12 protein-coding genes are annotated in these 10,494 nt (G+C 74.2%); 4 read left to right on the forward strand and 8 right to left on the reverse strand.

The window, feature by feature from the left end:
* Window positions 1–60 precede the first annotated feature (60 nt).
* The gene (locus IE332_RS36830) at window positions 61–867 is read left to right on the forward strand and encodes an HAD family hydrolase (protein ID WP_189925352.1); all 807 of its coding nucleotides are present in this window, start codon (window positions 61–63) and stop codon (window positions 865–867) included.
* Between the two features lie 84 nt (window positions 868–951).
* Window positions 952–2,109 (forward strand): acyltransferase family protein, encoded by a 1,158-nt coding sequence (locus IE332_RS36835; protein ID WP_189925354.1) that lies wholly within the window; start codon window positions 952–954, stop codon window positions 2,107–2,109.
* 183 nt (window positions 2,110–2,292) lie between these two features.
* Here IE332_RS36835 and IE332_RS36840 read toward each other — a convergent pair whose 3' ends face one another.
* Window positions 2,293–2,604 (reverse strand): hypothetical protein, encoded by a 312-nt coding sequence (locus tag IE332_RS36840; RefSeq protein WP_189925356.1) that lies wholly within the window; start codon window positions 2,602–2,604, stop codon window positions 2,293–2,295.
* A gap of 207 nt (window positions 2,605–2,811) precedes the next feature.
* Window positions 2,812–4,065 (reverse strand): RNA-guided endonuclease InsQ/TnpB family protein, encoded by a 1,254-nt coding sequence (locus IE332_RS36845; protein ID WP_189925358.1) that lies wholly within the window; start codon window positions 4,063–4,065, stop codon window positions 2,812–2,814.
* A gap of 298 nt (window positions 4,066–4,363) precedes the next feature.
* Between IE332_RS36845 and IE332_RS36850 the strand changes: the two genes are divergently transcribed.
* Window positions 4,364–5,332, forward strand: coding sequence for a hypothetical protein (locus tag IE332_RS36850; RefSeq protein WP_189925360.1), 969 nt, complete (start codon window positions 4,364–4,366; stop codon window positions 5,330–5,332).
* Window positions 5,333–5,353: 21 nt separating this feature from the next.
* Here IE332_RS36850 and IE332_RS36855 read toward each other — a convergent pair whose 3' ends face one another.
* A complete protein-coding gene (locus tag IE332_RS36855) occupies window positions 5,354–6,163 on the reverse strand; it encodes an alpha/beta fold hydrolase (RefSeq protein ID WP_189925362.1) in 810 nt (269 codons plus the stop codon).
* A 57-nt stretch (window positions 6,164–6,220) separates the two neighbouring features.
* Window positions 6,221–6,880 carry a DUF4097 family beta strand repeat-containing protein gene (locus IE332_RS36860; RefSeq protein WP_189925364.1) on the reverse strand — a complete coding sequence of 220 codons (660 nt, stop codon included), beginning with the start codon at window positions 6,878–6,880 and terminating at the stop codon, window positions 6,221–6,223.
* A 243-nt stretch (window positions 6,881–7,123) separates the two neighbouring features.
* On the opposite strand from IE332_RS36860, the gene IE332_RS36865 reads away from it, so the two are divergent.
* Window positions 7,124–7,906 (forward strand): helix-turn-helix domain-containing protein, encoded by a 783-nt coding sequence (locus IE332_RS36865; protein WP_189925366.1) that lies wholly within the window; start codon window positions 7,124–7,126, stop codon window positions 7,904–7,906.
* On the opposite strand, the gene IE332_RS36870 is transcribed toward IE332_RS36865, so the two are convergent.
* The 4 genes from IE332_RS36870 to IE332_RS36890 form a co-directional block, all read right to left on the reverse strand.
* Window positions 7,903–8,436, reverse strand: a complete 534-nt coding sequence (locus IE332_RS36870) for a GNAT family N-acetyltransferase (protein ID WP_189925368.1) — start codon at window positions 8,434–8,436, stop codon at window positions 7,903–7,905. The two genes, IE332_RS36865 and IE332_RS36870, sit on opposite strands and share 4 nt — an antisense overlap.
* A gap of 83 nt (window positions 8,437–8,519) precedes the next feature.
* Window positions 8,520–9,299, reverse strand: a complete 780-nt coding sequence (locus tag IE332_RS36875) for a hypothetical protein (RefSeq protein WP_229929206.1) — start codon at window positions 9,297–9,299, stop codon at window positions 8,520–8,522.
* Between the two features lie 100 nt (window positions 9,300–9,399).
* A complete protein-coding gene (locus IE332_RS36880) occupies window positions 9,400–9,753 on the reverse strand; it encodes a VOC family protein (RefSeq protein WP_189925372.1) in 354 nt (117 codons plus the stop codon).
* Window positions 9,754–9,974: 221 nt separating this feature from the next.
* Window positions 9,975–10,421, reverse strand: coding sequence for a glutaredoxin domain-containing protein (locus tag IE332_RS36890; RefSeq protein WP_189925376.1), 447 nt, complete (start codon window positions 10,419–10,421; stop codon window positions 9,975–9,977).
* Window positions 10,422–10,494 lie beyond the last annotated feature (73 nt).

Consider the following 10,494-nt stretch of genomic DNA (forward strand, 5'->3'; position numbering starts at 1 on the left):
ACGCGGCTTCGTGCGGCCCCGGGCGGGCCGGGGTGCGGCGGTGGAGGAAAGGGGCGGGACGTGTCCATCAGGGGTGTGCTCTTCGATGTCGACGACACGTTGTTCGACTACTCGGGGTCGGAGGAGGCCGGGATCCTCGCCCACCTGGGGGAGTCGGGGCTGCTGGGGCGGTTCGGGTCGCCCGGGGCGGCGGTGGCGGTGTGGCGGGAGGTGATGGAGGGGAGTTACGCGCGGTTCCTGGCCGGGGAGCTGACCTTCCGGGGGCAGCAGGAGGAGCGGGTCCGCCGTTTCCTGGCGCGGCTGGGGGAGGGCGGCGCCGAGCTGCTGTCGGACGAGGAGGCGGGGGCCTGGTTCGCCGGGTACGCGGCGCACCGCGACCGCGTCCGGGCCGCGTTCCCCGACGCCGCGCCGGTGCTGGCCGCGCTCGCGCCCACCCACCGGCTGGGGATCGTCTCCAACTCCTCCACCGGCCACCAGCGCGCCAAGCTCGAAGCCGTCGGCCTGCTGGGGTACTTCGGCGACGCGGTGCTGGTCTGCTCCGACGAGCACGGCGAGGCCAAGCCCGCCCCGGGCATCTTCCGGGCCGGCTGCGAGCGGCTGGGCCTGGCCCCGCACGAGGTCGCCTACGTGGGTGACAAGTACGACCTGGACGCGCTCGGCGCCCGCGACGCCGGCCTGCGGGCCTTCTGGCTCGACCGCGCCGCCACCGGGACGCCGGTGGGGGAGCGGATCGGCGTGCTGCACTCCCTTGCCGACCTGCCCGCGGCCCTGGGCGCCGCACCGGTCGCGAGCGCGGTCGCCGCACCGGTCGCGAGCGCGGTCGCGGGGCCGGTCGGGGGTGCGGTCGCGGGGCCGGTCGGGGGCTGACCGTCCACGCCGTGGAGTGGGAAGTCGGACCGGCCGACTTCCCACGCCACCGGCCCCGCATGCGCGGTGACTTAGAGTCAGATCATGCGTGCACAATGTCATACCGGCAGGCCCGGGGTCCCCCTGCCCACCCTCACCGCCCTGCGCTTCGCCGCCGCCCTCGCCGTCTTCCTCTTCCACGCCTTCCTCACCGTCGACCCGCTGGACCCGCGGACCCCCCTCACCTTCTTCGCCGACCGGCCCCTCGCCACCGCCCTCGCGCACGCCACCTCCAAGGCCGGGTACGCCGGAGTCTCCTTCTTCTTCGTCCTCAGCGGCTTCGTCCTGACCTGGTCCGCACGCGACGGCGAGACACCGGGCACCTTCTGGCGCCGGCGCCTGGCCCGGATCTACCCCACCCACCTGGTGGTGTGGACGGCCGCCCTCCTGCTGTTCGCCCAAGCCGCACCCGTACGGGTCTGGCTCCCCAACCTCCTGCTCGTGCACGCCGAATCGCCCGACCCCGACGTCAACTCCGGGATGAACATCCCCAGTTGGTCGCTCTGCTGCGAGCTGCTGTTCTACCTGCTCTTCCCGCTCCTGCACCGCGCCCTGCGCCGCCTGCCCGACCGGGGCGTCGGGCCCGCCGCCGCCGTCGCCCTGCTGGCCGCGGCGGCCGTCGCCGCCGCCAACGCCGCGCTGCTGCCCGACCGGCCCCGGATCCCCCAACTGCCGGTTTCCCTGGACCAGTTGTGGTTCGGATACCTCTTCCCGCCCGCCCGGCTGCCGGAGTTCGCCCTCGGCATGCTCCTCGCCCGCGCCGTCGCCTCCGGCCGCGCCCCGCGCCCCGGCCTCCTCCCGGCCGTCCTGCTGCTCCCGCCCGCCTACGCGCTCACCCTCGCCGTCCCGTCGCCCTACGACTTCACCCTGCCGATGCTGGTGCCGCTCGCCCTGCTGGTGTGCGCCGCCGCCCACCGCGACCTGCACCGCACCGCCCCCGCACACCCGTTGGGGCAGTGGCTCGGCGCCGTCTCCTTCGGCTTCTACCTCTGCCAGGGCGTCGTGCTCTTCCACGGCCGCCCCCTGCTCCTGGGCGACCGCACCTATCCCGCCCCGGTCGCGGTCGCGCTCACCCTCGCGGCCTTCGCGGTGACCCTGGGGGCGGGGGCGCTGACGTACACGGTGGTGGAGCGCCCGGCGGTGCGCCGGCTGGGCCGCCCGGGCACCCGGCGCGGTACGGGGCAGCGGGCGGGCGCGGGCTGACGCGCTGGCGGGCCGGCTGCGGTCAGGGCCGGATCCGGCCCGCGGCGGGGCCGTCAAGGAGGACGGCCCGGCGGCGGCCCGGGTGGGCCGGGCTACGGGCATCGCCACCTTCAAGCCCGCTCGGGAACGGCCGGCGGGCGCCCGGCCGGCGGGCCCTGCCGGGTGCCCGCCGTGCGCGTGTGCTCAGCCGCCGACGGGGCCGGCGGCGGGCGGGAGGTCCCAGGCGGTCAGGCGGGCCGGGAACCAGAGGGCGGGGGCGGTGTCGTCACGGGCCTGGGCCCACGCGGCGACGCGGTGGGCGGTGGCGGCGTCCGGGAGCAGGCCGTGCCCGTCGGTGGCGACGCCGAGTTCGCGCACCGCGTCGCGGTACAGGTCGTGGCACAGCCAGTCGCACAGCGCGCCCAGGTCGTAGCCGAGGACCTCCCACCCGAGCGGGTGGGCTCCGCCGGGCAGGCGCGGCGCCGGGCCGACGTGTTCCAGGCGGGGCAGGAGCACCGGTTCGTAGCTGCTGGCCCGGTGGATCTCGGAGGCCAGGGCGGCGGCCGGGCTGGCGGGTACCTCGACGGCCAGCAGCCTCGCCTCCCGGGGGACGGGCAGCCCGGCGCAGGCGGCCAGGGCGTTCTCGGCGGTGGCGAAGTGGTCGCCGTCCTGCGGGAGGTGGTCGATCAGGCAGGTGGAGACGGTGTTGACATCCTCCCCGTCCTAGCGGACGGGGATTCCTCCCGCGCCCGCGGCACGGACATCCGTGCGTGGCGGGTCGCTGAGGTGGGTTCCCCGTTCGACGGGCCGTGCCTGGCGTGGGATCGCCACGCCGGGTCTTGCCGGCCCTCCAGGGGCGTTTAGCCTGTCCGCCTGCCCGGCGGCCAGGATGTTCCGAGCAGCATTGAGGTCACGATCATGCCGCACACCGCACTCGTTGCACGCCCACTCGCGCACCGCGAGGGGCTTGGGCCCGTCACGGTGCCCGCACGCCGAGCAGAGCTGGGAGGACGGGAACGCGCGGGACACGATCCCGACCGTGCGCCCGTACCGGGCCGCTTTCTCTTCGAGGAGTCGCCGGAAGGTGGACCATCCGGCGTCGTGGACGGGCTTGGCGAGTCGGCCACGGGCGAGGCCGCGCACGTTCAGGTCCTCCAGGTACACCGCTTGGGTTTCGCGGATGATCTTGGTGGTCTGTTTGTGCAGCCAGTCCATGCGGGTGTCGGCCACCTTGGCGTGCGCCCTGGCGACCTTGCGCCGGGCCTTGGCCCGGTTCTTGCTTCCCTTGGCCTTGCGGGACAGCTCCCGCTGCGCGGCCTTGAGCTTCTTCTCCGCCTTGCGCAGGAAGCGCGGATTGTCGATCACGCTGCCGTCCGAGAGAACGGCGTAGGTGGTCAGCCCGAGGTCGATGCCGACCTCGGCATCGACCTCGGGCAGCACCTCCGGCTCGACATCGACGACGAAGCTCGCGTGGTACCGGCCGGACGGGTCCAGCACGATCGTCACGGACGACGGGTCCGCGGGCAGTGCCCGCGACCACTTCACCCGCACGTCGCCGATCTTCGCCAGGTACAGCTTGCCGTTGGGACGGACACGGAACCCGTTGCGGGTGAACCGCAGCGACTGCCGACTGTCCTTACGGGACTTGAACCGGGGAAGACCGACCGGGCGCCCCTGGCGTTTGCCGGACACCGAGTCGAAGAAGTTCCGGTACGCCGTGTCCAGATCCCGCAGGGACTGGATCAACGGATCCACCCCGACCGAGGCCAGCCACGCCCGCTCCGCGGTCTTCTTCGCCCCGGTGATCACCAGCTTCTGAAGATCCGTGGACTTGGGATACGGAAAGCCACCCTTGCGGGCTTCCTTCCGTGCCGCGAGAGCGTCGTTGTACACCACCCGTGCACAACCGAACGTCCGGGCCAGCGAAGCGCGCTGACCCACCGTCGGATAGATGCGATACGAGTACCTCAGGTGCACGAAATCAACCTAACGACAGGCACTGACAACGGCCCACACCAGAACACCCGGAGATCACTCCGCCGCTACGCGGCCCCAAGCCAAGCCCCCATTCCTCCCCGGCCTGAAGGCCGGGGCATCCTGGGAGATCAAAGGTGATATCAGACGGCCGCCTGCGCTGCGCGGCCGCTTCGCACCCGCGTCAGGGCCCGCACCGGGGTTCTGCCCTCGGGCTGCCCTGTGGGGCCTCGCGGGAGCGGCGGCGGGGGCCTAGCCTGGGGGCCGGGGGAGCCCGGGCGGCGGCAGGGGAGGGGCAGGCGTGCGCAGGAGCGTGGCACACCCGGTGGCACCGGGCGCCGAGGCGGTGCCGCGACGGCACACCACCCCGGCCACCGGGCCGCGGACGGCCGCGGGGAGGGCGCCGGGGCCGGGCGAACTCGCCGTCCTGCAGCGGACGGTGGGCAACGCGGCGGTGACGCGCCGGCTGCAGCGCCTGGCGGACCCCGGGGCCAGGGAGCGGGCGCGGCGCGACGCCGCCGATCCCACCGGACACGGCGAGTGGGGCGACTTCCGTGACCTGATGGCCCGGGCGGGCTTCCCCGACGCCGTCACGGACGTCGCCTGGCAGCTCGTCCTCGGCGGCATCGCCGAGCAGGGCCGGCTCAACGACGAGGCCATGGCGACGTTCACCGGGCGTCAGGAACAGCGCGACCACCGCGCGTCCAACACCTGGTACCAGGAGCTGGTGAAGGTCGTCGGCGACCACCTGGAGATCGACACGCCGACGCTGGCCCTGTGGTCGGGCGGCCGGGAGGTCAGCGACTACGCCCGCGCCAAGGGCCACACCCCGCTGGAGGCCACGGCCTTCGGCGGGGTGGTCGACCGGCTGACCCTGACCACGGACTGGCTGCTCAAGACACCGATGTGGAACGTCCTGTCCAAGGCCTTCGTCAGCCGCGCCCACGGCCCCGTGCACATCTTCCTGCGGGCGTACGACCCCGACAGCGTCCTCATCGCGCAGGAGGTGCCGCAGCTGCGGGTGGTGATGGCCCTCGACCCGGCGGTCGAGCTCCGCTGGCACCCGGTCTACGCCGCGGACGACGGCCGGCTGATGGAGGTCACCGACCGCCTGGACCTGGCCGCCGACGCCTCCTACCCCACCCGGGACCGGTGCGTGCAGGTCCTCTACGACTACCTGCGGCTCGTCCACGACCCGGCCAACGCCCACTCCCGGCGGGCCCACGAGCAGATGGGCGCCCGCCTGGCCGCCAACGGCAACCCCCAGTAATCTCAACCGGGTGGCGGTCCGTCAGGTGTCCGACCGGCCGGCCGGGGTGACCTCGCGCACGGCCGCGGCGACGGCGCGGAAGTCCTTCTTCAGGACGGCGCCGTGGTTGCTCGCGACCTTCGCGCTGATCTCGATGTGCGGGTTGCGGGCCGCGACCGCGCCCAGGCTCGCGCGGATCCGCTCCTGCTCGTCGCCGCGGCTGCCCAGCGAGGTCCCCGAGGCGACCACGTACCGGGTCGGGACGGTGATGCCGTCCAGGACGGGCGCCAGGTCGCGCTCGCGGGCGACGCGGCCGAGCTCGATGTTGCACTCGGCCAGCTCCCCGGCGTTCATCCGGGGCGTCAGCCCGGTGGGGCGCAGCAGCGTCAGCAGCGGGCTCCAGAGGCGGAACTGCTTGCGGATGCGCTGCTCCATGGCCTCGTCGAGCCAGTCGTAGGGCTGGGCGCCGTCGACCAGGACCGCGCCCAGGGCGCGCCGGGGGTTGCGGTGGGCCCAGTGCGCGCCGACGAACGCCCCGTAGGACCAGCCGACGGCCAGGGCCCGCTCGACGCCCCGGGCGGACAGGACGGCGTCGACGTCCCGGACGGCGGCCTCGAAGGAGTAGTCGGCGGAGCGGTGGGAGGTGCGGCCGCGGGCGCGCTCGTCGTAGGTGATGTGCCGGTAGCCGGTGCCCAGTTCGGCGATGACGCGCCGCCAGTAGCCCTGGGTGGCGAACTGGCCGTTGAGGTACACCACGGGGGTGCCGGGGCCGCCGGTGTCGGTGACGGCGAGGGCGGTGTCGTCGACCGGCACCAGGCCGCTCCACCGGGACGGCTGGACGTTGATGCTCATGGCGGGGCCTCTCCTGCGGGACGGACGGACGGACGGATGGACGGGGCGGGCCGAGGGTCAGAGGCTGCGGGCGGTGATGTCGCCGTGCGGGGTGGTGGCGCGGATGTCGAGGGCGGTGGTGCCGTCGTTGCGCAGGGCGTTGACGATGCGGCCGTGACCGGTGGCGGCGTCCAGCGCGGCGGAGACGCCGGGGGCGGCGTCGACGGTGATGTTCCCGGACTGGGTGGCGAGGGTGAGGACGCCGCCGTGGGCCCGGGCGATGCGGATGTCGCCGCGGGCGGTGGCGATCTCGGCGGGGCCGTTGAGCCGGCCGATCTCCACGTCGCCGTCGACGGCGGTCAGGCGCACGCCGTCGGCCTCGTCGATCTCGATCCGCCGGTGGGCGCCGTCGAAGGCGAGGTCGCCGAGGCGGCCGACGGCGCGCAGTTCGCAGGCCTCGGCCTTGGCCTCGACGCGGGAGCCGGCCGGCAGCTGGACGGTGACCTCCACCGAGCCGGGGCCGAAGATCCCGGCGCTCTCGGTGGTGCGGATCCGCAGCAGGCCCTCGCTGTAGTCGACGGTGATCTGCTCGGCGCTGCGCACGTCGCGGGTCTTGGCGGGGTCGGCGGGGCGGACCTCGACGGTGGTGTCGGCGCGGTCGCCGGCGATCAGCCGGACGCGTCCGGCGGGGATGTCGAGGACGGCGGTGACCGCGGCGGGGGTGGTGAAGGTGTGCATCGTGTTCTCCGGTGCTCGACGTTGTTTCTGACACCGGAAACGCTACGTTGCTTTCAAGGGAGCGGCAACATGCTCGTTGCGTCAGATTCCCATATTCGCAGGTGAGATGCGGGAAACTGTTGCAACGGTCCTGGATGGTAATGCAACGTCAGGGGGTCTGCTCATTGCAATGGCTTGGAGGTGAACGCTATGGTGGGCGCGTCAGGGATCAAGGACCGTCACGAGCACCGCCGAGGAGACCCGATGCCGGGAGGCCGACTCACCCAGCAGGAACGCCAGCAGATCGCGCTGGGACTGGCCGACAGCCTCCCCTACGCCGAGATCGCCCGGCGCCTGGACCGCCCGACCTCCACCGTCACCCGCGAGGTGATGCGCAACGGCGGCCCCACCTCCTACCGCGCCGACCTGGCCCACCGCGCCACCGAACGCCGCGCCCACCGGCGCAAGCCCGCCGCCCCCCACGGCCCGCAGGCCGCCCCCCGGGCGCACGGACGCGACAGCGAGGCCGTGGCCGACTACGAGGAGACCCTCACCACCGTCCTGATGGGCTCGGGCCTGCCCAAGATGACGGCCCGGGTACTGACCTGCCTGTTCACCACCGACGCCGGCAGCCTCACCGCCGCCCAGCTCGCCCAGCGCCTCGACGTCAGCCCGGCCTCCATCTCCAAGGCCATCGCCTTCCTGGAGAGCCAGAGCCTGGTGCGCCGCGAACGCGACGAACGCCGCCGCGACCGCTACTTCGTCGACGACGAGCTCTTCTACCAGGCGACCATCGCCAGCGCCCGCGCCAACGACCAGCTCGTCGCCACCGCGCGCCAGGGCGTCGCCGTCCTCGGCGCCGACACCCCAGCCGCCCACCGTCTGGAGAACGTCGCCCGCTTCCTCGACTTCATCAGCGAGAGCATCGTGCGCGCCGCCGAACAGGCCCGCGCGGTCCTGCGCACCAAGCCGGCCGCCGACGGCACGGACGCGGACGAGGTTGAGGCCGAGGCCGGTGCCGTGCGGCCGGTGCCCGACCGCGGCTAGCGCCCCCCACCCGCCTGCTGACCGTGCGTGCGACGCACGGTCAGCAGGCGGGTGGTGCTGCCGTCGTCCTCGGTGATGTCCCGCACGTGCGCGAAGCCGATCCGCTCCAGCAGGGCCAGCGAGGCGCCGTTCTCCGCGGCCACGGTGGCGTGCACCTCGGCCAGCCCCAGGGCCTCGAAGCCGTACGCCACCAGGGCCCGCGCCAGCTCCGTCCCCAGGCCCGACCCCCACGCCGCCGGGGCCAGCGCGTAGACGATCTCCTGGCCCGGGGCCGCGTCGGTCGGCTTGATCTCGGCGTGCCCGACCAGCAGCCCGTCCCGGCGCACGGCCCAGACGTCGAACAGCTCCCGGGCGTAGACCTTGGTGAAGATCCGCCCGAACAGGGCCCGGTCCTCCTGCTCCGAGGAGGGCCCGTCACCCATCCACCGCGACACCCGGGTGTCCTGGAACAGGGCCACGAAGTCCTCTTCGTCCCCGGGGACGTAGGGGCTCAGCTCCAGGCGCGCGGTACGCAGGGTCGGGGTGGTCACGAGCGGCGACGCTACCCACCCGCCCCCGGAGCGGCAAACCGGTTTCCCCGGGGAACGGCCACTCCGGCGGCCCCGGGGGCGGGTCAGGCCGCCGGGGGCACGTGACGGGCCGCCGCGAGGTGGGCCGCGGTGCGCAGCCGGGCGAAGTACGCGGCGCAGTACTCCTCGTCCAGCAGGGGCACGGCCCGGTCGAGGTCGCCGATGCCCGCCCACAGGCGGGCCAGGCCGTCCCCGTCGAGCCCGCGCTCCAGCTCCCGCTCGACGAGGCCGGCGACGTCGGAGTCCAGCATGATCAGGTCGGCGCCGTCGACGGCCACGCCGCGGAAGCTCTCCGGGAACGCGGCCCGGCGGTGCTCCTCCCACAGCAGCGTCAGCCGCTCGCGCGGATCCTCCTCACCGGAGGCCTGCGCCGCGCCGTCCGCCGGGCGCAGCAGCACGGCGATGGTGTCGAACACCGCGCGCACCAGGTCGACGGCCCGGACCGGGTTGACGGTGCCGCTGGTCGCCGCGCCCCGGGCGATCCGCTCGCGCACCCGCACCGCGCGCCCCAACTCCCCGGCCAGGTAGGCCGAGACGAGCCCCGCCCCGGCGGCCCGCCCGATCAGCTCCGGCAGGTCGGCGTCCTCGTCGCCCAGCCGCTGCGCGAGGACCTCCTCCAGCGCCAGCAGGCAGTGCGTGACGGCGACGGTCGCGAACTCGTACCGGTAGTAGGAGTGCCGGATCAGCTCACGGGAGGTCTCCAGCGTGCTCATCACCGACATCGACGCGCCCTCGGGCAGCACCAGTTCGGCGACCAGGGGGTGCATGCCCGCGTAGCCGGGCACGACATCGCGGACGCGCAGGTCCGGTACGGGAGTGTCCATCCGAGCAGTCTCGCCGCCCACCGCCCGCCGCTGCCACCGCTTTCACCCGACAGCCCCGGACCCGTCGTCCGACCCCGGGCCCGTCATCGAACCCCCGCGCTCAGGCGGGCTGCCACAGCTCCACCCGGTTGCCCTCCGGATCGGTGACCCAGCCGAACCGGCCCACCCCCGCCATCTCCTGCGTCCGCTCCTCCACCCGCGCCCCCTTCGCCCGCAGCTGCGCCAGCATCGCCTCCAGGTCACGGACCCGGAAGTTGAGCATCGTCTGCTGCGCCCGCGACCCGAAGTAGTCCGTCCCCGACTCGAACGCCGCGAACACCGTCGCCCCGGCCTCCTGACGCCACAGCCCGTGCTCGTCCGTGTCCAGCCCCAGGCAGTCCCGGTACCAGGCGCCCAGCGCCGCCGGGTCCGCGGCCCGCAGGAAGTACCCGCCGATTCCCACCACACGCTCCATGGCGCCCATCCTGCCAGCCCGCCACCCCCGCCACCCGGCGCCGCACCCGCCCGCCCGGCACCACCCGTCGCCCTCGGCTACCCCACCACCGTCGTCGAGGACGCCGTCACCGCCCTGTCCGCACCCGCCCACACCGCCGCCCTGCGGGCCCTGCGCGACCTGGGCGCCACCGTCACCTCCACCGACGCCCTCCTCACCGCCGGGAACTGACCCGCAGACCGTCAGGCTTCCCCGGCCGGCCCGGCCAGCTGCGCGCGCACCCACTCCACCGGCGGATTGGTACGCGCCCCGCCCGCCACGAACACCGTCGGCACCGTCTCATTGCCGTCGTTCACCTCCCGCGCGGCCGCCGCCGCCTCCGGGTCGCGCCAGATGTCCACCCAGTGCACCCGCCGCGCGTCCCGCCCCAGCCGAAACCGCAGCCGCAGACAGTACTTGCAGCCCGGCCGCCACAGCACCACCGGCCGACCGTCGGCGGCGCTGCGCCGCCGCGCCTGCGCCACGCCGAGCGACCTCGGGAAGACCAGCGGCGAGTGCAGGACGGCGAGCGGCACGAACACCGCCAGCAGCCCCGCGGCCGGCCCCGGGCCACCGCCGAACGCCGACCCGGCCGCGAGGAGCGAGCCGCACAGCAGGAACAGGGCGGGTATGAGCCAACGGCGTGTCATGGGGACGCAGGCTAAGGCGTGTCTGACAAATGATCATCTGGCCGGTTCGCGGAGCCAGAGGATCAGGGAGGCC

Source organism: Kitasatospora xanthocidica (assembly GCF_014656195.1).
Classification (GTDB): Bacteria; Actinomycetota; Actinomycetes; order Streptomycetales; family Streptomycetaceae; genus Kitasatospora; species Kitasatospora xanthocidica.

Excerpts from the sequence above, each read along its gene's own strand:
- IE332_RS36835 (WP_189925354.1), top strand. The coding sequence starts at position 952 with ATGCGTGCACAATGTCATACCGGCAGGCCCGGGGTCCCCCTGCCCACC.
- IE332_RS36855 (WP_189925362.1), bottom strand. The coding sequence starts at position 6,163 with ATGAGCATCAACGTCCAGCCGTCCCGGTGGAGCGGCCTGGTGCCGGTC.
- IE332_RS36860 (WP_189925364.1), bottom strand. The coding sequence starts at position 6,880 with ATGCACACCTTCACCACCCCCGCCGCGGTCACCGCCGTCCTCGACATC.
- IE332_RS36865 (WP_189925366.1), top strand. The coding sequence starts at position 7,124 with ATGCCGGGAGGCCGACTCACCCAGCAGGAACGCCAGCAGATCGCGCTG.
- IE332_RS36875 (WP_229929206.1), bottom strand. The coding sequence starts at position 9,299 with ATGGACACTCCCGTACCGGACCTGCGCGTCCGCGATGTCGTGCCCGGC.
- IE332_RS36880 (WP_189925372.1), bottom strand. The coding sequence starts at position 9,753 with ATGGAGCGTGTGGTGGGAATCGGCGGGTACTTCCTGCGGGCCGCGGAC.
- IE332_RS36890 (WP_189925376.1), bottom strand. The coding sequence starts at position 10,421 with ATGACACGCCGTTGGCTCATACCCGCCCTGTTCCTGCTGTGCGGCTCG.